Annotated in this window: 13 protein-coding genes and 2 pseudogenes; 6 read left to right on the top strand and 9 right to left on the bottom strand. The window is 60.2% G+C overall.

Features of this window, described 5'->3' with window-relative positions:
• Window positions 1-124: 124 nt before the first annotated feature.
• Window positions 125-1,021: a glycosyltransferase family 32 protein gene (locus tag FA90_RS19550; protein WP_051971935.1), complete on the top strand. Its 897-nt coding sequence runs from the start codon at window positions 125-127 to the stop codon at window positions 1,019-1,021.
• An 18-nt stretch (window positions 1,022-1,039) separates the two neighbouring features.
• On the opposite strand, the gene FA90_RS19545 is transcribed toward FA90_RS19550, so the two are convergent.
• The 6 genes and pseudogenes from FA90_RS19545 to FA90_RS19520 form a co-directional block, all read right to left on the bottom strand.
• Entirely contained in the window at window positions 1,040-2,539 is a 1,500-nt protein-coding gene (locus FA90_RS19545; protein WP_156116782.1) for a right-handed parallel beta-helix repeat-containing protein, read from the bottom strand.
• Window positions 2,536-3,897, bottom strand: a complete 1,362-nt coding sequence (gene prsR / locus FA90_RS19540; protein WP_036171708.1) for a PEP-CTERM-box response regulator transcription factor — start codon at window positions 3,895-3,897, stop codon at window positions 2,536-2,538. The genes FA90_RS19545 and prsR overlap by 4 nt, the downstream gene beginning before the upstream one ends.
• A gap of 22 nt (window positions 3,898-3,919) precedes the next feature.
• Window positions 3,920-5,986 (bottom strand): XrtA/PEP-CTERM system histidine kinase PrsK, encoded by a 2,067-nt coding sequence (gene prsK / locus FA90_RS19535; protein WP_036171706.1) that lies wholly within the window; start codon window positions 5,984-5,986, stop codon window positions 3,920-3,922.
• Between the two features lie 64 nt (window positions 5,987-6,050).
• A pseudogene (locus tag FA90_RS27735) lies at window positions 6,051-7,061 on the bottom strand (TIGR03013 family XrtA/PEP-CTERM system glycosyltransferase).
• Window positions 7,062-7,478: 417 nt separating this feature from the next.
• Window positions 7,479-8,534 carry an SDR family oxidoreductase gene (locus FA90_RS19525; RefSeq protein WP_036171703.1) on the bottom strand — a complete coding sequence of 352 codons (1,056 nt, stop codon included), beginning with the start codon at window positions 8,532-8,534 and terminating at the stop codon, window positions 7,479-7,481.
• Between the two features lie 34 nt (window positions 8,535-8,568).
• Window positions 8,569-9,858: a nucleotide sugar dehydrogenase gene (locus FA90_RS19520; protein ID WP_036171700.1), complete on the bottom strand. Its 1,290-nt coding sequence runs from the start codon at window positions 9,856-9,858 to the stop codon at window positions 8,569-8,571.
• Window positions 9,859-10,726: 868 nt separating this feature from the next.
• Here FA90_RS19520 and FA90_RS19515 point away from each other — a divergent pair.
• Window positions 10,727-11,701: a hypothetical protein gene (locus FA90_RS19515; protein ID WP_036171697.1), complete on the top strand. Its 975-nt coding sequence runs from the start codon at window positions 10,727-10,729 to the stop codon at window positions 11,699-11,701.
• Window positions 11,702-12,447: 746 nt separating this feature from the next.
• Here FA90_RS19515 and FA90_RS19510 read toward each other — a convergent pair.
• Both FA90_RS19510 and FA90_RS19505 read right to left on the bottom strand, forming a co-directional pair.
• A complete protein-coding gene (locus FA90_RS19510) occupies window positions 12,448-12,909 on the bottom strand; it encodes a hypothetical protein (RefSeq protein WP_036171695.1) in 462 nt (153 codons plus the stop codon).
• Window positions 12,910-13,886: 977 nt separating this feature from the next.
• Window positions 13,887-14,120 (bottom strand): hypothetical protein, encoded by a 234-nt coding sequence (locus FA90_RS19505; RefSeq protein ID WP_036171692.1) that lies wholly within the window; start codon window positions 14,118-14,120, stop codon window positions 13,887-13,889.
• Window positions 14,121-14,508: 388 nt separating this feature from the next.
• Here FA90_RS19505 and FA90_RS19500 point away from each other — a divergent pair, with 388 nt between their 5' ends.
• Window positions 14,509-15,408, top strand: coding sequence for a hypothetical protein (locus tag FA90_RS19500; RefSeq protein ID WP_156116781.1), 900 nt, complete (start codon window positions 14,509-14,511; stop codon window positions 15,406-15,408).
• A gap of 872 nt (window positions 15,409-16,280) precedes the next feature.
• On the opposite strand, the gene FA90_RS19495 is transcribed toward FA90_RS19500, so the two are convergent.
• Window positions 16,281-17,425, bottom strand: a protein-coding gene (locus FA90_RS19495) for an IS3 family transposase (RefSeq protein ID WP_156116780.1) whose coding sequence is annotated in 2 segments (ribosomal slippage) — window positions 16,281-17,167 and window positions 17,167-17,425 — 1,146 coding nt in all. Because the reading frame shifts where the segments join, the coding sequence is not laid out codon by codon here.
• A gap of 212 nt (window positions 17,426-17,637) precedes the next feature.
• Between FA90_RS19495 and FA90_RS27375 the strand changes: the two are divergent.
• From FA90_RS27375 to FA90_RS19480, 3 genes and pseudogenes are all read left to right on the top strand, one after another.
• Window positions 17,638-18,414: pseudogene (locus tag FA90_RS27375) on the top strand (transposase); the annotation flags it as partial.
• Between the two features lie 766 nt (window positions 18,415-19,180).
• On the top strand, window positions 19,181-20,107 hold the full coding sequence (trfA, locus tag FA90_RS19485; protein ID WP_036171679.1) for a plasmid replication initiator TrfA: 927 nt from the start codon (window positions 19,181-19,183) through the stop codon (window positions 20,105-20,107).
• Between the two features lie 108 nt (window positions 20,108-20,215).
• On the top strand, window positions 20,216-22,567 hold the full coding sequence (locus tag FA90_RS19480) for a DUF4357 domain-containing protein (RefSeq protein WP_239700843.1): 2,352 nt from the start codon (window positions 20,216-20,218) through the stop codon (window positions 22,565-22,567).
• Window positions 22,568-22,590 lie beyond the last annotated feature (23 nt).

Below are 22,590 nucleotides of genomic sequence, written 5' to 3'. Positions count from 1 at the left end.
TTTTTGTAGGATTGTCGTTAATCTATTGATAAACTAAAAACTGGATGTCTAGGATTTGCCTGTAACCAACAAGATTGGCGGGCAGTCCTGGATTGGGTTCGCTGTCGCCACCGATTTTCCAGTCATGTCGATCAAAACACTGTTGATTCCCCCGCTGAACCGCCCGCCCAAGCGCGCGCGCATGCCCGAATTTGCGCCCGGCAGCGCGATCCCGAAGATCATCCACCAGACGTTTTACGAGCGCACGCTGTCGCCCGAGCTGCAAGCCAACGTCGACCGGCTGCGCGCCCTCAATCCGGGCTGGGAATACCGTTTCTACGACGATGCGGACATCGCGGCCTTCATCCGCGAAAACTATCCGCCGCTGATCTGGGAGTACTACCAGCGCATCGACCCGTGCTACGGCGCCGCGCGCGCCGACGTGTTCCGCTACCTGCTGCTGTACAAGGTCGGCGGGGTCTACCTGGACATCAAGAGCACGGCCACGCGCCCGCTCGACACCGTGCTGCGCCCGGACGACCGCTTCATCCTGTCGAAATGGCACCTGCCCAACGGCGAGTACGAACACCAGGCCTTGGTTTACGACCTGCGCGACATCGAGGGCGGCGAGTACCAGCAATGGCACATCATCGCCGCGCCCGGGCATCCCTTCCTGCGCGCCGTAATGGACACGGTCATGGCGAACATCGACACCTACGACCCCTACCTGCACCAGGTCGGCAAGCGCGGCGTGCTGCGCCTGACCGGTCCGATCACCTACACGCTGGCGATCATGCGCATCATGCACGCGCATCCGCACCGCGTGGTCGACGGCCGCAACCAGATGGGCCTCGAGTACAACATCTACGGCGCCAACCTCGAGCATGCGCAGGTCTTCAAGGGCCATTATTCGCGCCAGACCGCGCCGATCGTGCGGCTCACCCCGCGCAAACGGGTGATGAGCCGCATGTACGGCTGCGCCCAGTTCGTGCATGACCGCGTGCTGCGCAGCGAAGCGGACCGGGCCTTGCTGGTCGAATAAGCCGGAAGGCCGCCCCGCTCAGGGCTTCGGGAGGCAGCCCGTGAAGTCGTCGAAAGCGCCGTAGACGCCTTGCGTACGCTTGCCGCCGCACAGGTCGGCGCCCGGCTTGCCGGCTTCGCGCACGGGCGCGCCGTCGCGCCAGCGCAAGTCGCCGGTGGCCGGATCGGCGAACAGGTCGCGCACCGGATGCAGGCCCACGAACGATTCCCACACCGGCGCGCTGCGGTTGTCGCCCAGGTGCAGCAAGCCGCCGTCGCGGCTGCGGATCGGACCGTCCACCAGGTTGCCGTCCAGCGTGGCGCTGCTGGTCGCAAAGCGCACGTCGATGCCGGCGGTGTCGAGCAGCGTGTTGTCTTCGACCCGGCTGGCGGCGGCGCTGTTCAGGTACAGGCCGGCGTCGGAACAGGCCATGATCAGGTTGGCGCGCACGATGCCGCCATCCTGCTCGGTGATGCAGCGCTTGTCGCGGCAATATTGCGCGCCGGTGGCGCCGCCGCCGAGCGACAGCCCGATCCGTTCGCCGGGTTGGTTGGCGAGCGTCTGCTCGCACCACACCAGGTTGCGTTCGAACAGGTTGGCGCTGCCGCCACCCTTGACGAAGGCGCCGTAGCTGACGCGGTTGCCCTCGGCCTTGACGAAGTCGCGGATCACGTTGGCGCGGATGGTCCAGCGGCTGGCCGCCACCAGGTCGATCGGCGTGACCGGATTGGCGGTGCGGCGCGGGTGGCTGTCGAACAGCGTATTCGCTTCGATCAGGCCATCGTCCGGGAAGCGGCCATCGGCGCCGTTGATTTTGAAATGGGCGTTGAAGTCGGCGAGCGTGTTGTTGCGCGCCACAAAATGGCTGGCCGCGCCGACCACGTGAAACGCGTGTTCGCACGCGCCGTCGTCGCCGCACACGCCGCGGATCGACAGGTTTTCGAAGCGCCAGTACGGCGCGCTGACCCGAAAGCCCTCGACCATGTCGAACTCGAGCTGCACACTGCCGGGACGCGCGGCGCGCACCGTGATCGGCGCGTTTTCGCGGCCGGGCCGGCTGGCGTCGAGCGCGGCACCGTTGAAGCGGTAGGTGCCGGGCAGCAGCGTGATCGTGTCGCCGGCATCGGCCTTGCCGAGCGCCGCGCGCAGTTCGTCGGCGCTGGCCACCAGCGCCCCGCCGCGCGCATCGACGCCGGCCGGGCGCTCCTGTGCGCCGAGCAGCACAGGCAGCGCGGCCGTGTCGACCGGCGTGCCGCGGTCCATCTCGACCAGCGTACGGCTGGCGAAACGGCCCAGGCCGGAAATCGCCGGGTTGTGGCCGCTGCTGCGGTGTTCGATGTAGGGCGCCAGCGTGCGTGGCATGAAGCCAACGTGGTCGACGGCGACGGCCGCGCCGACGGCCAACACGGCCAGCGCCGCCACAGCCGTAGCGGCGCCCAGCAGCAGGCGCACGCCCGTGCGGTGCGGCTTCTTGTGCCTCCTGCCCTGCCCGCTTCCGCGTTTGGTGCGCCCGGCGGCGCCGGAAGCGGTTTCGTTCATGCGTTGACCTTGATGCCGTGGCGGCCCATCAGGTCGTACATGGTCGGGCGGCTGATGCCCAGCAGTTCGGAGGCCTTGACGATGTTGGCGTCGGTGCGCGCCAGCGCCTTGACGATGGCCTTGTATTCGGCCTCGTCGCGCACCTGGCGCAGGTTGAGCGGTTCTTCCTCGACGGCGGCGTCGGGCAGGCCGAGGTCGTCGGCGACGATCGTGTTCCCGTCGGCCATGATGACCGCGCGCTTGATGCAGTTTTCCATCTCGCGCACGTTGCCGGGCCAGGCATAGGCCTCGATCGCGGCGATCGCGTCCGGCGCGAAGTGCAGCGAGGAACGCGACTCCTGGGCGCAGAATTTATTCTTGAAATGGTGAGCCAGCAGCGCGGCGTCGCCCTGACGCTGGCGCATCGGCGGGATGTTCACCACGATCTCGGACAGGCGGTAGTACAAGTCCTCGCGGAAGCGTCCCTGCGCGCACAGTTCCTTCAGCCGCTGGTGGGTCGCGCAGACGATGCGCACGTCGACCGGGATTTCCTCGTGGCCACCGATGCGCTCGATCACGCGCTCCTGCAGGAAGCGCAGCAGCTTGGCTTGCAGCGGCATCGGCAGGTCGCCGACCTCGTCCAGGAAGAAGGTGCCGCCGTGGGCCAGTTCGACTTTACCCTTGGTCTGCTTGGCGGCGCCGGTGAAGGCGCCCTTCTCGTAGCCGAACAATTCGCTCTCGAGCAGGTTTTCCGGGATCGCCGCGCAGTTGATCGCCATGAACCGCTCTTTCGAACGCGGCGACAACGCATGCACGGCGCGCGCCAGCACTTCCTTGCCGGTGCCGGATTCGCCCAGCAGCATCACGGATGCCGAGGTCGGCGCCACCTTTTCGACGGTGCGGCAGACTTTCAGCATGCCGGGGTCGCGCGAGATCACGCCGGCCAGCGGCGAGTCCGCCTGCGACTGCTGCATGCGGCGGTTCTCCTGCTGCAGGTTGTGCAGGAAGAAGGCGCGCTGGATGACCAGGTTCAGCACTTCCGGATCGACCGGCTTCTGGTGGAAATCGTAGGCGCCCATGCCGATCGCCTTGACGGCGTTGGCATGGTCCTGGTTGCCGGTCAGGACGATCACGCGCGTGTCCGGCGCCAGCGCCAGGATCTGCTGCAGCGTGGCCAGGCCCTCGGTCGAGCCGTCCGGATCGGGCGGCAGGCCCAGGTCCATGGTGCAGACCGCCGGCTCGTGGCGGCGGATCTGGGCCAGCGCGGCTTCGCGGTCGCCGGCGACGACCACGTCGTAGGCGTCCAGGCTCCAGCGCAGCTGCTTCTGCAGGCCGGGATCGTCTTCGATGATCAGCAGTTTCGGTTTGTTTTGGGTCACGGCTATCCTCGGTTCTGGTCGTTCAGCCGATCAGCGCAGCCGCGGCTTCGCGGTACAGCGGCAGAACGACCTTGAAAGTGGTGCCGAGCCGGGGCTTGCTGGTCACGTCCAGCGCGCCGCCCAGCTCGGTGATGTATTCGCGGCTCTCGAACACGCCGATGCCCATGCCGGCCGACTTGGTCGAGTCGAACGGCTTGAACAGGCGCTCGCGGATGAAGTCCTCGGTCATGCCTTCGCCGGTGTCGGCGATCTCGATCTCGACCGCGTCCGCGCGCGCGGGGGCGCGCCCGACCCGGATCATGACGTTGCCGTCGCGCGGCGTGGCTTCGATCGCATTCTGGATCAGGTGGCCGAGCACGCGCTCGAGGCGCTCGCGGTCGGCCACCACCTGCAGCCCGGCCTGCTCGACCAGCAGCTGAGGATGCGGCTCGAACGCGCCCTTCAGGGCCACGGCCTGGCGCACCACCTGGTCGACCGCCAGCGGCAGCGGCTTCTCGGCGTTCTCGGTGCGCGACAGCTTCTGCAGCAGCAGCTTCATCTTCTGCACCGAATGGTTCAGGGTCTCCAGCATGTCTTGCTGGAACTCGGGATTGTTCTTGTGCTTCTCGGCGTTGGCGTTCATCAGCGACAGCTGGGCCACCAGGTTTTTCAGGTCGTGCACGACGAAGGTCGACATGCGGTTGAACGACTCGAACTGGCGCGCCACCATCAGCGCGTTGGCGGCGTGTTCCTGGGCCAGGTAGCTGGCCGCCTGGCTGCCGGCGATTTCGAGCAGGTCGATGATCTCCCAGTTCAGCTTGACCGGGCTGCGCGCGCGCTGCAGGACCACGAAACCGAACAGTTTTTCGTGCAGCATCAGCGGCACCACCAGCCAGCGGCGCGGCGTGTCGAGCAGCCAGTCGGGCACGGCCAGGCCTTCGTACTTGTCGGGGCTTGCGATGTACTCGTCGAGGTCGATCACCCACTGGGTGCTTTCCAAAAAGCGGCAAAACGGCGAGTCGGCCGGTTCGGCCGGATGCGCGTCCGGCGTCTGCCAGTGCGCGCGCGCTTCGTATCGACCGCCCTCGCTGCGCTGCCACAGCGCGCCGCCGGGGCTCTCGACCAGCGCCGCCATCGCCCGGATCGCACGTTCGCCCAAGTCCGGGCCGCCACCGGACAGGGTGCGCGTAAAGCGCATCCATTCTTCGCGGTAGTCGTAGTTGTAGCTGTAAAAATGCTTGCTGATCGAGACCTTCAGCCAGGAGCGCGCGGTGCCCGAGAACAGGATCACGCCCAGCAGGCAGACGGCGCCGAACAGGAAGCCGGTCTGCATCACGGTGCCCCAGCTGCCGCCGAAATAGCGCAGGTAGTAGCCGACCGAGCCCATGGCCAGCAGGTAGATCGCCGAGCCGAACAGCGCGGCCGAATGGAACATCACGCGGCGCGACACCTTGAACGAGGTGCTCCACGACTTGCGCCGCGCCATCGAGGCGCCGACCAGCGCCACGGTCAGCGCATTGATCACGCCGCGCGCGGTCCACAGGTCCGGGTTCAGCTCGCGGAACAGCATCGTGTTGCTGTACATGTAGAAGTCGTAGGCGAACATGCCGCCGATGCCGAGGCAGGCGAACTTGATCGCCCAGCGCTCCTCGATCGTCTTGTTGCGGTAGACCTGCTCGACCAGCAGCATGCCGTACACCGACAAGCCGACGAACAGCGCCAGCACCGGCACGCCGCCGAAGGCGAACAAGAGGCCAGGCGCCTGCATGCCGGCGATGAAGATCCCGATCAGCAGCGCATAGATCGCGCCGGCCGCCTGCAGCGAGGTGCGCGGACGGCCATCCTCGCGCCGCCAGTGGCCGAGCAGGGTCACCAGGAACAGCGACCAGGCGCCGTCGCGCAGCAGTTCGAGCATGCCGTCGACGCCGCTCCACATCGCGTGGCGGTACGCGCCCAGGGCCAGCACGCCGGCCCACAAGGCGCTCAGCAGGCAGGCCAGCGACAGGGTGACGCGCTGGTCCTGGCCGCGCCAGCCCGACAGGACGGGCAGGCCCAGCATCAGGAAGCCGAAGGCGGCCAGCGCGTAACTGGTGGCGGCGATATTGATCACGTCGGGCGTAGGTCTAGCATGGAATCCACGGCCGCGGGCGACGCCGGACGGCCGCGGGGGTCAATCAGCGTCCGCTGCGGAACAGGACGACCTTCAGGGTATCGATCAGGATCAGGACGTCGAGGAACAGGCTGTTGTTCTTCACGTAGTACAGGTCGTACTGCAGCTTTTGCAGCGCGTCTTCGGCCGACGAGCCGTAGCCGTAGCGTACCTGGGCCCAGCCGGTGATGCCCGGCTTGACGCTGTGGCGTACGTTGTAATACGGGACCACCTCGATCAGCTGGTCGACGAAGTACTGGCGTTCCGGACGCGGGCCGACGAACGACATGTCGCCCTTGATCACGTTGAGCACCTGCGGCAGCTCGTCGATGCGGGTCTTGCGCATGAAGTTGCCCACGCGCGTGATGCGCGGGTCGTTCTGCTGGGCCTACTGCGGCTTGCCGCCCTTTTCGGCGTCGGTGCGCATGCTGCGGAATTTATGTACATAGAAGGTCTTGCCGTCCTTGCCGACCCGCTCCTGCGAGTAGAACACCGGACCGCGGTCTTCCAGCTTGACCGCCAGCGCCGCCAGCGCCATCAGCGGCAGCGTCATCACCAGGATGATCAGGCTGCACACGATGTCGAAGCTGCGCTTCATGAAGGTCCGCACGAAGCTCTGGTCGAAGCCGCCGCCGAACACCAGCCACGACGGCTGCAGCGAGTCGACCCGGATCTGGCAGGTTTCGCGCTCGAAGAAGGTGGCGGCGTCGGTGACCTTCAGGCCGGCCAGTTTGCACTCGAGCAGTTCCTTGATCGGGAAGCCGCCGCGGCGGTTCTGCACCGAGACCACGATCTCCTCGACGTTGTGCTGGCGCGCCAGGCTGACCAGGGTATCGCCTTCGCGCGATTTCAGCACGTTGCCAGCCGGTACGCACAGTTCTTCGGTCGGCGTGGCGATGAAGCCGGCGATGTTGTAGCGGTGGTAGCTGGCGCTCTGGCGCGCTAGGTCGCTGCATTCCTTGGCCAGCGGACCGCCGCCGAGGAACAGGATGCGGGTTTCCAGGAAGCGCAGCTCGGACGTCTTGAAGAAGATCATGCGCGCCGTGAAGATACCGGCGCCGGCCACGCCGAACACCAGCGCCAGCGTACCGCGGCCGAAATACAGGTCGGGCGCCACGTAGAACACCAGCGTCAGGATCAGGAAGCCCATCACGAACGACGGCATCAGCTTCATGAAGAAGGGATTGCGCAGGCCTTCGTTGAAGTCGAGCTGGTACATGCCCATCGCGCTCATGCTGAAGATGATCGCGGCGGTGAATGCGACGGCCGAGGTGAAGAAGTGATCGAGATGTTCGATGCCCGGCAGGCTGACCTGCTGGCCCAGCTGCATGAAGCGCACCGCCACGCCGACGTAGGCGGCGCCCAGCAGCACCAGCACTTCGACGAACAGCAGGACGAATACGATCTTCGATACGTAGTGGTTTGAAATCCTGAACACGCTACCCTCCGGTACTTATGACTTGGACGGCGCTACGGCCGCGCGCCCCTGCCTGGCGAAGTCCTGGACATACCAGTCCATGGCTTCCTTCAGGCCATCGGCGATGCGGTGGGTCGGGGCGTAGGCCAGCATCGTTGCTGCTTTCGAGATGTCGGCTTGCGAATGGCGCACGTCGCCGGCGCGGAACTCCACGTGGCGCGGCGCGTGGCCGGCCACATGCGCGAAGCGCGGCGCCAGTTCGGCGCGCATCATCTCGTACAGCTCGTTCAGTGTGGTGCGGTCGCCCAGCGCCACGTTGTAGACCTGGTTGACGGCTTCCTGCGGCGCCAGCGCGGCCAGCAGGTTGGCCTGCACCACGTTGGCGATGTAGCAGAAGTCGCGGCTGGTGTCGCCGTCGCCGTTGATGCGCAGCTCCGCATCGTTGATCAGCGCCGCCACCCATTGCGGGATCACCGCGGCGTAGGCGCCATGCGGGTCCTGGCGCGGGCCGAACACGTTGAAATAGCGCAGGCCGACCGACTCGGTGCCGTAGGTGCGGGCGAACACGTCGGCGTACAGCTCGTTGACGTACTTGGTCACGGCATACGGCGACAGCGGCTTGCCGATGCGGTCTTCGACCTTGGGCAGGCCAGGGTGGTCGCCGTAGGTCGAGCTCGAGGCGGCGTAGACGAAGCGCGCCTTGGCGTCGCGCGCCGCGACCAGCATGTTCAGGAAACCGGAAACGTTGGTCTCATTGGTCAGGATCGGGTTGGCGATCGAGCGCGGCACCGAGCCGAGCGCCGCCTGGTGCAGCACGATGTCCACGCCCGCGCACGCGCGCTGGCAATCGTCGAGCGAGCGGATGTCGCCCTCGATGAAATCGAAGTTGGCCCAGGCGTCGCCGACCAGCTCGCGCACCTGCTCGAGGTTGTGGCGGTGGCCGGTGGCGAAGTTGTCCAGCCCGGTGACGCGCTGGCCCAGCTTGAGCAGCGCTTCCACCAGGTTCGAGCCGATGAAACCGGCCGCGCCCGTGACCAGCCAGTGACGGCGCTGTTGGCGCAGATGTTGTTGGACTTCTTGAAACTTGTTCACTGTCGGGACACTTTCTAAGCCAGGCGCGGCGTTGTTACAGTCGCCAGACGCAATGACCGGCGTCGCTCAATACTTGCGGGTCGAATTGCGATTTGACGTCGATGAAGCAGCCGCCTGGATTGAGCTTGCTGAGCAGGCCGTCGACACCCAGTTCCAGCACTTCCTTGTGCGCCACGGCGACGACCATCGCATCGCCCTGCGGCAGGTCTTCCCAGCGCGTCAGCTTGATGCCGTACTCGTGCTGCGCCTCGTCGGCGTCGGCCAGCGGGTCGAAAACGCTGACCTCGCAGCCATAGGACTCGAGTTCGTGCACGATGTCAGCCACCTTCGAGTTGCGCAGGTCAGGGCAATTTTCCTTGAAGGTCAGGCCGATCACGTTCACCTGTGAGCCCTTGACCGGGAAGTTCGACGAGATCATCGACTTGACGGTTTTCTCGGCCACGAATTTGGCCATGCCATCGTTGATGCGGCGGCCCGCCAGGATCACCTGCGGATGGTAGCCGATCATCTCGGCCTTGTGCGTCAGGTAATATGGATCGACGCCGATGCAGTGGCCGCCCACCAGGCCCGGACGGAACGGCAGGAAGTTCCATTTGGTGCCGGCGGCCTTGAGCACCTCCAGCGTGTCGATGCCGATCTTGTCGAAGATGAGCGCCAGTTCGTTCATCAGCGCGATGTTCAGGTCGCGCTGGGTGTTTTCGATGACCTTGGCGGCTTCCGCCACCTTGATGCTCGAGGCGCGGTACACGCCGGCGGTCACGACCGACTCGTACAGCTGGGCGATGCGCTCCAGCGTCTCGTCGTCGTCGCCCGACACCACTTTCAGGATGGTGGTCAGAGTGTGTTCCTTGTCGCCCGGATTGATGCGCTCCGGCGAGAAGCCGACGTGGAAGTCCTGCTTCCATTTCAGGCCCGACTCTTTTTCCATGATCGGGATGCAGACTTCTTCGGTCGCGCCCGGGTACACGGTCGATTCGAACACGACGATGGCGCCGCGCTTCATGTGCTTGCCGACAGATTTGCTGGCGCCGGCCAGCGGGGTGAAATCCGGATTGTGCGCGTTGTCGACCGGGGTCGGTACGGCAACCACGATATAGTCGGCCTCGGCCAGCAGCGCCGGGTTGGTCGTCACGGTCAAGTATTGGGCGGCTTTCAGGTTTTCGGTCGAGACTTCACCCGTAGGATCGATGAAATCGCGGTAATTCGCCACTTTGGATTCGGACAGGTCAAAGCCGATCGTGCGGCCTTTTTTGCCGAACTCAACGGCCAAAGGCAGGCCTACATAGCCCAGCCCGACGACTGCAATTACCTCATCTGCTTTCATGAGCGATCCCAATACTGTTTTGCAAAAAATTTAACAATTAATATACCACGGAAATACTGCAACCCAAAGACAACTGCCCTTGCGCCGTTCGATTGTCAGAAGGAAACAACAGTTCACGGTGCTTTTGTGACAAACGATCAACTTGAAGAGTTCCGACGTCTGTGTCCAGAGCTGCTGGCGATCATATCCACGTGTGACATCGACGCATATCCATCTGCCATGCATTAGTGACAATGCAGATATTAGCATTTTCTATTAAACAAGCTTCATTGCTGAGCGAATCGTGCGCGGGTGTAGCAACAACAAAATGCATCGGCAAAGATCAAACTTTGCGGCGCTGTACGGCACTTCACAGCGAGGCAATTGTCAAATGAAGCTAGCGCAACCAAACGAGCATTATTACAGGTGAAGCACGCCAGACCTGTTCCGTTACACATACAGGCGCGTAAATACCACATCGCTCTTGCCGAGCGTCGGGCAACGCCGCGTTACGACGCGCAGCGTCAAGCAACACATGTTAGATTTTTTTCAATGAATCGATGGTAAGGCGACGAATGCCCCAAGTCAACAATAAGTGACCAGCGAACATATCGGAAAGAATGCGCGAATCGGCAGGCGGAGATGGCGCGGCTGGCGGGGATCGAACCCACGACCCTTGGCTTCGGAGGCCACTGGTCGTTGCCTTGGAGAACCGCATGAACACTGTAACTCGTTGAAATTGCCTGCCATTGTACATGGCAACAGTAGGCAGTAGTGAGCAGTATTAGGAAGAAAATCGGCCCCTTTCTCCCCAAATTTCTCCCCATAGATAGTTGCTCGCCTTACAATAATCTCATCATGTGACTTAGGGGCGCAAGTGGAACAAGAATTGAAGCTCGACTGGGAGGAATTCGCCAAGGGCGCTGGCCATTGGCTAGAGCTGTTCGACGAGTCATTCGCAATGGATGCTGTTCCCCTCCACGCCCGCCCGCTCAAGTCGGCGATGTGGCTCGTCAAAGATGGCATCTCGGAACTGCCATATGGCGATTCCAAGGACGACGAATATTTCCACAAAGAATGGTTCTCTGCCATAGTAGTTGCGATACGCAAATGGTACGAGAACAGGTACGGAGTTGATGTGTTCACTCCTGCCAAAAGTAAGCTACCAGGGCTCGTGATGCTCTACGGTACGCCTATACAGCTCGACATTCTGGAAACGATTTCCAAAGTTGAGGTCGAGGGCGAAACTTCGTGGCTCATATGGCCCGACTCTATACATGAGACAGAAACAGTGCTCTCCTTCCTTCCGTCCAAGCCAAATCTAAGCGCTTTGGCTCCTGACGAGCGTACGAAGTTTGAGGAAAAGGTGACAACGATAGTAAAACGTACACGCAGCTCGAACCTAGCCCTTCACTCGGCATCGGACCTTCCTGACGAAGGGAAGCAAATGGTACCGGGCATCATGCGTCACATCGAGAAGGGTGTCTCTGATATCTTGAGCCTCAAACCATCCAACGCAGCAGTTGCCATATGGGAGCTGCACCTAGGCGTCGAAAAAGCGTTCAAGGTCTTCCTCCACCAGCAAAAAGCCAACCTCAAAACGCATGACTTAGAGGTCTTGTCCAAGCGAGCAAAAGAGTTCGGGCTGACCGTTACAGACCCGGTCCTGAAAAAGCTCCCACACTGGAAGAAGTCGAGCGACTACCGCTATGCAGAGGAAGAGGTCTACATTGACTATGCCGTCGGAATCTACGACGCTGCCGTGCAACTTGTAGATGAGATAACGTCTAAGCTTCGTCGTGAACTTGTTTTCAATAACGCTGGCTTCCTAATACAGAAGCCCAAGTGGGTAGGCCGTCGTTAAGGCCGACATCATTGCCTCACAGGTGAGGCACTGCAAGATAGGCCATTATGGCTTATACCAGGTAGCACCCGGTGCAGGAATCGGTACACCCTGAAAAACGGCACTTCGGAAAACAACACCGCTCTGGCAAACGAAACATCAGCATCTCCCTACCTTAAGCACAAGCCACGAGACGAATACGCTGGCGCGAGCACGAATCGCACCGATTCGTCATTGTACTAATGGCGAAAGCGGCAAAGTATCAACACACCTACGCAAACAGGAGCACGCCCGCCCCCTTCCGCACATCTTTGACATCAACAGACCCCAACACACGGAAATCGGTGAACGACCGTCAGCCAGAGTGCGCGCCTTGACGGACTTCGCAGCACCCGCGGCCTTGACACATCGTTTGAAGTAGCGACTCAGTCGTTGGCCTAGCTGACGATTGAGTCGGACGGTTTGCTAGGGCGAGCGAATGCGCAGCAGTTGGTGCGCCCACGGGTCTGGCGCACGCGCTAATCGGTATGCTGATGGTGAACGAGAGCCCGAACTGTCGTGCGCGGCGGAGTGGCACACGACTGTAAGTACCAAGGTATATCTCGACATTCGAGCGTCGAGCGGAAAGCCATCGCACGTAAAACAAAGTCCTGACCTGTGCTCGGGTAGGAGCGCTGTTCCAGGCGGCGTGTGAAACCCTTTGTACTAATAGAAAAGCCCCAACTTGCGCCGGAGGCCTAACCTTTACTTTAGCGATGCCTTCGTGATTAGTTCTGCGTGCCGTATGGGCGCTGACTGGTGCCCTGCGCCGTGGTAGTAGATGTCACAGCTTCAGTAGTGCTTGGGCTCGTCGCGGTGGTTGTCTGTGCCGCCCGCGTCACCGGGGTTACAACAGGAATTACCTGTGCCTGAGTTGCGGCGGTAGCTGTGGGCTTGACCGGGGTTGCAATTGGTTTGTCGTCACCTTTAGCTTCTGCGCTTTGTAGGGCGTCGATTTCCGCCTGCAGAGCAGCGCCACCGTCCTTGAGGAACTTTGGGAAGACCTTGTCTTCGCCGAACGTAAAGGCCAGACCGTTCTCGATGACTTCCGCACGGGTAGGCAGGTAGCCGGCACCGTTCTTCTGCGCGTACAAGCGGAAGCCGTCGATGTTGCGCATGGTCGGTACTGAGATAGTGACGGACAAGCGGGTGGTGTCGTCCTTCTTCTTGAATTTGCTAAGAATGCTCATTTTGTGTCTCCGGTAGTTGTTGTTATGTGCACAGGCTGCGCGGTGATAATACGTATAGCGAGTGTTTGGCCGGTATATCAAAAAAGCGTTTTATCGGCCACGACCTGTGCAAATATTTTCACGTCGCTTGTACGGCGGTTGGCCAGAGACAGGGGCTGGGGCGCGACATCTTTACCTCGACGCATGCTCCGCCCGTCGTTCCTCCGATAATCGGGAATAATTTCTATCACAGCGTAAGCGCCAGCATGTCCTCCTCGCTCGCTGCGCTCGCTTAGTGCTCGGCAATAGCAGTCCCGTTGCTTTCAACGTGAACGGCCGTCGCGCTTCGGCGGCCTTATTGCAGGCCCGCGGCGTCACCGGTTTTGCGTCAGGATGCAGCGCAGGTCGGTGGCGGTAGCCGGCGGGCGTAGCGGTATGCGGACGAGCATGCAGCGGCTCGGGCTCCGGCGCAGCGGGAGGCCGGGTTGAGCGGTTGCGTCGGGGGTTAGCGAGAGTGCAGCGGTTGGGGCTCCGGCGCCAGCTGGAGGCCCGACTAAGCGGCTGCAAGGTTGTTGGAGCCAAGTGCGCAGCGGAGTCGAGTCTCGGGCGGAGCCTAGGACTCGGCGGAGCGGCTGGCTGGTGTTGCGGTAGCCGAGGTCCGAGGCAGACGGCGTTCAGGCCGCGCCAATTTGATACTCCATTAGCGTAAGAAAAAGCCTGCACGGGGCGGGCCTTCTGCGTGCACGACTGAGAGTTACGTCTGTGCGAGATGCTTCTCCACAAGCGATGCTCTGGCTGCAGCTCGGCCGCTATGCAGCGTGCGTTGCTTGGCGTCAGGGGGCATATATACCTTCGAGCCACGGATATCGACCTCGAGATACACGCCAGATTTGCGCCCTACCCTCACAGTCAGGCGGTCAATCAGTACAGGGATTTGTGCTGCTGGGCTCATAATTTCGGTCTCCTACTATTGTTATTGTTTTGAACCGGTGCTGCGCTTAGCTCTGCGTCGCCCTCAGCTTCGCGTCGAGCGTCAGACGCACCGACATCGAGCGCGACATGCCAGGCTCGCGGACTGCATTTCGGACGGCCTTATTGAGCTCGATTCGAAACTCCTTAACGCCGCCGAATCCGGCGACGTAGCGGGCCTTTACTACCTCAGGCATTGACACAGTGGTCTTGCTACCGGTGGCGATGTAGCCCGTGAGTCGCTCTTGATTCTTGGTGTGCATGGTGGTGTGCTCCCTGTGTGTAGGTTGGTGTGCAGGCAGTGCGCAGATGGCCGCTTTGCGCGGGTAAATCTCGACCGCCTTAATTTGTATAGCTACCGATTTACACGCTTGATTGCGCACCGGCAAAAAATACTAAAAATTATGCACCTCAAGGGGCCTATTCACCCCAGCACGTCAATCCCTGAATCCTGGCCACCAAAGTTCTAGTTTTCCGCGCGTTTGTCACGTAAATCTCGCCGTCGTCACTACCCGCCCCCTTGGTCGCGCGACCCCGAAGGGTACGACCAAGTATTTTTTTCAAAATTGCACGTGGAGAGCACGTCGCTGTCGCTATACAAGTTATGCCTGCACGTGCAGGGCACATAAAGCTACAACAATGGAGACAGACATGACCGTTCAGACACGCCCTGACAATCGCCTCCTACAGGTGCGAAATGAATCCGCTGTACTCGACGCATTAGCCCGCTACGGGTTTCTATCCGCAGCTGAGCTACAAGCGCTGTGCTGGCGTTCCAGCGCCTCGCCACGCCAGGCTCAACGAACCCTCGCAAACCTTCGGAAGGCCCGCTTAGTGCTGCAGCAGTACGAGCCTGGCGGCTGCCCTATGTACTGCATCACCTCGGCCGGCGCTGCGCGCATTCATGCCATCACAGGACAGGAAGACGCGCATCCGACCACGCTGGCTTTGAAAAGTTGCTTCCGGCACGTAGACCACCGGCAGGTTGCGAACGCAGTTTGCATCTGGTGGGAGACTGACGAGAGAACAAACAATGCCGGAGTCAATACCGAATATCAAATTGCCACCGGCCGAGCAATCATCGGAAAGTTGGACGCGCTGTTCGGAGACTTCCAAGGAAAAATTCCCGACGCGCTGCTGTTAGCTGAGCCTCAGACCGATGCAAATGGTCGTCAGTTCGACCCGGTGGTCTGGGTTGAGGCGGAATGCGGGCGCAAGAAAAAACCTGCTATGGAGCACATGGCGAAGGTGATGTGCAGGCTGGTGGCGGGATACGGACGGAACAATTTCGACCTTGGGGTCGGGTCGTACGAGGTCGTGGCAGTGATGGTGGCGTGCCCGGATTCCTCGCACGAAGAGCGGGTGGCCAAGGCGCTGCTGATGGAGTTATCTGGCAGCGGTGGCTGGATGCGGGCATTTGAGCGCATCCTGATTTGGCGGCCCGCTGGAGAGAGCGCCGCACACACGATAGCTCTGAGGGCGTGGCTGAAGAAGAATCCGGAGGTCATAGTAGAGCGGCCTGGGCCTTGGACCATTATGAAGTCTTGGTAAGACAGAAGCCCCCAAAAGGGGCTTTCCTACGTCCAAGTTAATCATCGTTATGCTGCGGCCTGTACCTGCTCAGCCAATGACAACACTCTCGCCAACGATTACGAGAAAATTTCTATCGCCACGAGATAAAACCGGTCTTTTTCTTTAGATTAGGCAATGGCTTGTGCTGTGTCGACAAGGTAGTGCGCTGAGAGAATAGTTGGCTAGCCCTAGAGGAAATCTGCCCGCTACTTATACTCACCGGCGCTGACTGCTGCCTCATGCGCTGTAAGGCAGCTTGATTTGGCGTGAGGGTAGGCGGAGGTGCCTTCGGCGTAGTCGGACTCACTGTGCCTGCAAGCGTCAAGGCACAAGACGTCGCTAACATTGAACGTTTTGAAACAGCAGGTGCTGTCCTTGCAAACCTAACAGCAGCTTTAAGCAAGCACCAGGCGGCACAGGCGACGTCCCAAAGAACGGTCGTAGTTCGCCATACTTTTTCGATGTCGGAGACAGATTCAGCGCTACTAGAGGCACTTCGAAAGGCAGCCGCAGTTAAGGGTGCACTCTTTACCGCGAGCGAAATCTGCCGTATCGGACTACACGCAATTAGCAGTTACAGCGCTGAAGACGTCATTGCAGCAGCAGGCAACCTTGAGCGGCTGAAACCGGGACGAAAGTACTGAAAATCGATTGTTCATTTTGCTGCCACGGTCGCGACTCACGTCGACACCGTGGCATTTCGCTGCGGCTCTTCCGTTGAGGTATTAGCACGTCTGCCAGTCTTTCAGCCTTACCTTCTTACCTCTTCTGGCCCGACGGTCTCACTATCTTACCGTCTTACTGCCTCATCGTCATACTATGGCCTTCCCCCATCGTCACGGACACTTCCGTTAGGCGCATTTTAGATTTTCAAACTGTACCGGGCTGATGTAGCCGATAGTGGAATGACGCCGGCGTGGATTGTAGAACCTTTCGATATAGTCGAACACATCGGCACGTAAATCATCCCTGGTCCGGTAGTGCTTTTTGCTTAAGCGCTCAGTCTTGAGCGTCGAGAAGAAACTCTCCATTGCAGCGTTGTCCCAGCAATTACCGCGTCGACTCATGCTGCAAACGATGCCGTGAGACTCGAGCAAGCGCTGGAAATCCTCACTCGTGTATTGCGAGCCCTGGTCGGAGTGATGCACCACTGCGCGAGGACGACCGCGTCGGAAAATTGCCATTAGCAGAGCATCCATCACCAGTTGTGCCGTCATCGTCGGCTGCATCGACCAGCCCACCACACGCCGCGAATACAGGTCGAGGACAACAGCGACAAACAGCCAGCCTTCGCCAGTCCACACATAAGTAAAGTCGGCCGCCCATTTCTGGTTCGGCCCTGTCGCTTCAAACTGCCGGTCCAACAGATTCGGCGCGATGGCGTGGACTGGCGAATCGAGCTGTCCTGGCGCACGACGTCGCTTGTGGCGGGCCTTGATGCCGGCCGCTTTCATCAGTCGCGCTACGCGGTTCTCGCTGCAGGACAAACCGGCGTCGATAAGGTCTCGCACTACCCGCGGTGAACCATATGTGCCATCGCTGGCATCAAAGCTGTGCTTGATTGCCTTGAGAAGCTGGGCATTCTCGCGTTCATGCGCACTTGCAGGCCGTCCAAGCCGGTCGTAAAAACCGCTGCTCGATACGCCGAGTAGACGGCACATCATTCGCGTTGGCCAGATGGTTCGATATTTGGCGATGAAGCCGTACTTCACTTGAGGTCGGCTGCGAAGTAGCCGAGCGCCTTTTTTAATATGTCGCGCTCCGTCTTGACCTTCGCCAGCTCGCGTCGTATGCGCTCGTATTCCTGGGCCGACACTTTCTCGCTCCCGACGGCGACCTCTGCATCGACGTCGGCATCTCTGCACCACCGTCCCAGCAAATTGGCGCCAATGCCAAGGTCACGGGCTATCGCCGCCTTGCTCGCACCAGGCTGGCCTACCAGCTTGACTGCTTCGCGCTTAAACTCTTCTGAAAATACCCGTCTTTCACGTGCCATGTAATACCTCCGATAGGGACATCATACCTATCGAAAGTGTCCGTCGTGGTGGGGGAAGGCCACCTGGTGTGCGTAAGGCGGCGATAGTTCGCAACCTTAGCATCGGTGCTAAGTTGCATTGGAACACCCCCTGAAGCGCCGGACACGCTTTCCCACCTACAGTAGCGGGTAGGCATAAGACTGTGCTCATGACTAATACTAGGCAAGAAGCGATGGAAGTGTTGACGGGGCCGGAACGCCGGCAGCGCTGGTCGAGCGACGAGAAATTGACAATGGTCAGGGAACGCTTCGAGCCGGGCAAATCGGTATCGATGGTGGCACGCCAACATGGCGTGAATCCAATCAGCTGTTCCATTGGCGCAAGCTGTACCAGGAGGACGGTAGTCTCTCGGCCGTGAGCGCCGGCAAGGAAGTCGTGCCAGCCTCTAAGCTGAACGAAGCGCTCAAGCAAATCAGGGAGCTGCAGCGGTTACTCGGCAAAAATCCAGGAAAACGAGATTCTCAAAAAAGCCGTCGAGGTGATGAAGTCGCGAAAATGGCTAGCGCGCTTACCCTTATTGCCAGGGGACGACCTGTGAAACGAGTCTGCGAAGTCCTTGGTGTAGTGCGCTCGAATGTAGCAGTCAAGCTGGCTAGTCCGACCGATTAGCAGGACGGCTGCTCCGTCCGTGAAACCGACGACGTGGGCTCGGTGGCGGAAATCCTTGCGTCGATAGCCCACTTGCCCAGCTATGGCTACCGACGGGTTTGAGGCCACTACGACGCCAGCGGGAGCACCAAGGCATACCGTCGTCAATGCCAAGCGCGTCTATCGCGTCATGCGTACCCATGGCCTGCTGCAGCGACGCCTGATGCCACCGCAAGTGCAGCGACGGCGCAATGGCAAAGCCGCCGTCCACAAGACCAATCGTCGGTGGTGCTCAGACGGCTTTGAATTTCGCTGCGAGAACGGAGACCCGCTGCGCGTGACCTTTGCCCTGGATTTCTGCTGAAGCGAAGACCGTATGGCACGGCGAATGAAAACGACCGGCATCAAGCCACGCCACAAGCGACGTCGGGCACCAGGATGGGGGAAAGCCAGTTGTGCCGTTGATGGAGTACGAGCGTGAAAAACGCTTCTCGAGATTATTAGGGAGATGCCGAGCGCTGGGCTCCAGACGAAAAAGTTTTCGCAAGTTACGGTACAGCCCTGACGAGTTTATTGACGAGAGTAGCGTCGAACCAAAGGAGTCAGGGCCGACGCAGTTAGGCGGCGCATGTCATTCTTGGCCAACGGTTTTTAAAAACGAGGTGGCCAAGGTGCGCGGTCAAGGCTTTCTTCTTTCGTCCGAAACACTCTTATTTAACCACTGCTGCGCCACCCAGGCCAGGCACCCTTATCTTCCGGACTACTCTTAAGTACGACCTAACACTGTCATCGGCAATTTTGCAGGGTGACGGAGTATGTCTCCTAAAGCAGCGGAGCTTTCATGTCTCGACGCTCACAAGTCGGGTTGTCTGCCAAAACGCGCCGACCGGGTATAACAACGGATTACGGCCGGCAGAGAGACAGCATTCATCAGGGTTTCAGCCTCTCGCAGTGGGCGGCCGACGGAAAAAAGTGGGCCCACAACGGATGGAAAAACCGTTGATTTGCGGGACTGGCGTCGAAAAGGTGGGGCACCGACGGAAGCACTTTGGCGGGTGTGGCACTTATGTCTGCTACTTTTAAGCGATATAAAATTTCTCGCTAGACAGCTCACACAAGGAGTTGTCATGAACCGAAAACAGACGCTAGCCGATGCCGAACTAATCACCATCCTGAGCGCCTACACTGAGCCTGAGCGCACCGACCCACTGGCCTGGGAGCTTGATGGCACTGTCTACGCGCCTGAGATGCGCCGCACGACCTACGCTATGAACGCGGCAATCCTATGCAGTGCCCTCTTCGGCGTCGGTACAGGCACCCTAGCCGTTGGGGCCGACGGAAAAAAACGTTTCGTCCGCCATTACATCGAGCGCGCGTTCCCGACTACTAACGGCGCTATCATCGAGTACCGTGGCAAAGAACTTGGTCAGGATGACCTAACAGTGCTTCTAGGGCTGCTGAACCGTCACGCCGGCAAAGCGACCAGCTGCGCCTTGGAGTTTGCGCCGTCGACGTTCTGCACGCAGCTCGGCTGGTCCGACAGCAAGCACAACGTCATCCGCTTACAAGAGTGCCTGCTCCGCCTGCGAGGCGCGTACCTGGTTATCCGTACAAAGAAGAACGGCGAGGCCACGCAGAGCAATTTGGCACGTGCCATCGGTTCGGGCTGGACGCTTGGGTTTGTAGCAAACTTTGCTTGGGAGGGTTTGGCGCATTGGTCCGTGCACCTCGACTCGCGCATCGACCAGCTGTTCGAAACCGCTCCAACGTACCTCATAGCGGCGAAGCGCAAATCGTTGAGCGAAGGCCTGCAAACCTGGCTGTACGGCTACGTCGAGGCCAACACATGCGCATATGGTGTTCCGCTGGAGACCCTGCACAAAGCCTGCGGCTCGGCCGCTCCGCTGAAAGAGTTCGCTCGCCAAGTACGCGATGCCCTCCCAAAATTGGCGGCAGTGGGTGCAGTGCGTGAGCAGTCCAATGTCAAGAACGGCCGCGTCGCGATTTTCAAAGTATCCTCCGCGCGTGCCAACCCGGCAAACCAGTCGGCCTAAGCGCGAAGCTGCCAGCGCCAATCGTATCGCTACCTCGACGGTGATGCTCGTCGCACGGGACCGACAAGACGGTACACGTGAAGTTTCGATAATACGTCATGTATAAATATGCAAGAATATGACGCGTCATCGAAACTGGGCTTGAAAATTAGAGGGCCGGATTTTTACCCTCAAACGGTGTTGCGCGTCTGGTCCGCGAAAGGCGGCAGAAGCTCACTTCCTTCTGAACTAGCAGGAGATTACATACGCCCTCTCAAAAACGTCGTAGCGCCGCTCATTGCCGCCGCCGCCATCGTCCAATCGGCGTATTCCAAACCTAAATATAAAAACTGCGAGAAAACCTTGTCTCACACTCTCACCGCCAAAGAACAATCGCTCGCGAAAATCTTCAGCGACGACTACGTCTTCACAATTCCTGGATATCAGCGTCCCTATGCTTGGGGTAGAGACCAGGCCCAGGAACTGCTTGACGACCTGCTAGGCGCGCTGGCCTCCACACCAGCTCAGCTCAGCGATGCGGCGCCGTACTTCCTGGGCACTATCGTGCTTATCAAAAGTGATGCATCACCTGAGGCGACGGTAGTGGACGGCCAGCAGCGCCTCACTACACTTACGTTGCTGCTGTCTGCCGTGCGCGCCACGGTGCAGAATGCGGCGGTCCAGGCTGGTATTACTAAACGCATTTACGAGCATGGCGATGTAGTCTCCGCTACCCAAGCACGTTACCGCCTACTGCTGCGCGAGCGCGACCGGGACTTTTTCCGGGAATATGTGCAACACGAAAACGGCCTGGATGCGCTGGCAAAGCTCAACGCAGTGCTACCTGACGCACAGGCGCGTCTGCGCACCAACGCCCAGGTATTCATGGATGGGCTCGCCAAACTGCAACAAGCGCAGCTTGTGCGATTGGTACAATTCGTCATAACGCGCTGCTATCTAGTGACCGTCGCGACACCGGATTTGGATTCGGCCTATCGCATTTTCGGCGTGCTCAATAGTCGCGGCCTGGACCTGAGCGCAACCGACATTCTCAAGGCAGAAATCATCGGGGGCATCGAACCGGCACTACGCGACGACTACACTAAAAAGTGGGAGGACGAGGAAGAGGACCTTGGGCGGGATGAGTTCGGCGACTTATTCAGCCACATACGCATGGTTTATCGCAAGGCCAAGCCTCAGAGTACTCTGCTCAAGGAGTTCAAAGAGCACGTGGCGCCGGCTCAACAGCCGCGTGCTTTTGTCGACGAAGTTTTGCTGCCGATGGCGCAAGCCTTTAGCGAATTGCGCGACGCAGACTACGCAAGTCAATACCACGCCGAACAGGTGAACGCATACCTACGATGGTTGAACCGGTTGGAGTTCAAGGACTGGGTCCCACCTGCGCTGGTCTTCTTCGTACGGCATCGCCAGCATCCCGATACCGTACTGAGCTTCTTCCGAGACCTTGAGCGGCTGGGGTACTCAATATTGGCTCGCAAAGCTGGCGTCAATGAGCGTATTGAGCGCTTTTCTGCGCTTACTCGTGCAGTGGAGTCAGGTAGTGACCTGTTTGCTACATCATCACCTCTGCAGCTCTCCCCTGAAGAGCAGTATCAAACCTTCGCAGCGCTGAACGGACCACTGTACGAAACCCACTCGTCCCGTGCCCTTGCCTTGTTGCTGTTGCGGCTGGACCATCTAATTTCAGACGGCAGCGCCAGCTATCAGCATGACGTGGTTTCAGTCGAGCATGTCATGCCGCAGCAGCCAGCACCGAACGGCCAATGGGCAGCGTGGGTGCCGGAGAAAGCGATGCATCAACTCTGGGTGCACCGACTCGGTAATCTAGCCCTGCTGAGCAGGAAGAAGAATAGCTCGGCCAGTAACCGCGACTTCGACTGGAAAAAGTCGGCCTACTTTACCAAGGGCGGCGTTACGGCCTTTGCGTTAACGACGCAGGTGCTACAGTACGCGGACTGGACAACGGACGTCATGCAGCAACGTCAGGATGCCATGCTCGCTAAACTGGAGACACACTGGCGCCTGCAAGACCGCAAGAGTAAGGCTGCCCTTTCAGAGGCTTTGCTGGCCGAGTTAGAAGGAGCTGGTGACGCAGTGCCGTTCGAACTGGAAAGCGCCATACACAACCTTACCGCTGCAGGAAAGGAGAATGGCAGCGCGTTCATCGTTCTGGCCGGTTCGCAGGCCAAGCTCGAATGGTCAGGGCAGCCGCATTCCTATCAACAGCTACGGGAGAATCTGCGCAGCTTGGGCGCTTTAACGCTGTCCAAGGACGGGACGCACCTGGTATTCACTACAGACACCAGCTTTAAGAGTCCTAGCGCAGCCTCAGCCACTGTCCTCGGACGTACGGACAACGGCCGCAACACCTGGAGGGTCAAGGGCACCTCAATTACTTACGCCGCGTGGCAGAGTACTTTGCCCGACAATCAGCCGGCGACGGGTCGTTCGGAGGCTTGAGCCGACGATTCGAGTGAAATTTG

The organism is Massilia sp. 9096, assembly GCF_000745265.1.
Lineage (GTDB): Bacteria > Pseudomonadota > Gammaproteobacteria > Burkholderiales > Burkholderiaceae_D > Telluria.
This window is presented reverse-complemented; position numbering and strand designations above follow the sequence as displayed.

Bases quoted from the DNA above. Each gene is read 5' to 3' on its own strand.
- FA90_RS19550 (WP_051971935.1), top strand. From the start codon at position 125: ATGTCGATCAAAACACTGTTGATTCCCCCGCTGAACCGCCCGCCCAAG.
- FA90_RS19545 (WP_156116782.1), bottom strand. From the start codon at position 2,539: ATGAACGAAACCGCTTCCGGCGCCGCCGGGCGCACCAAACGCGGAAGC.
- FA90_RS19520 (WP_036171700.1), bottom strand. From the start codon at position 9,858: ATGAAAGCAGATGAGGTAATTGCAGTCGTCGGGCTGGGCTATGTAGGC.
- FA90_RS19510 (WP_036171695.1), bottom strand. From the start codon at position 12,909: ATGAGCATTCTTAGCAAATTCAAGAAGAAGGACGACACCACCCGCTTG.
- FA90_RS19505 (WP_036171692.1), bottom strand. From the start codon at position 14,120: ATGCACACCAAGAATCAAGAGCGACTCACGGGCTACATCGCCACCGGT.
- FA90_RS19500 (WP_156116781.1), top strand. From the start codon at position 14,509: ATGACCGTTCAGACACGCCCTGACAATCGCCTCCTACAGGTGCGAAAT.
- trfA (WP_036171679.1), top strand. From the start codon at position 19,181: ATGAACCGAAAACAGACGCTAGCCGATGCCGAACTAATCACCATCCTG.
- FA90_RS19480 (WP_239700843.1), top strand. From the start codon at position 20,216: ATGCAAGAATATGACGCGTCATCGAAACTGGGCTTGAAAATTAGAGGG.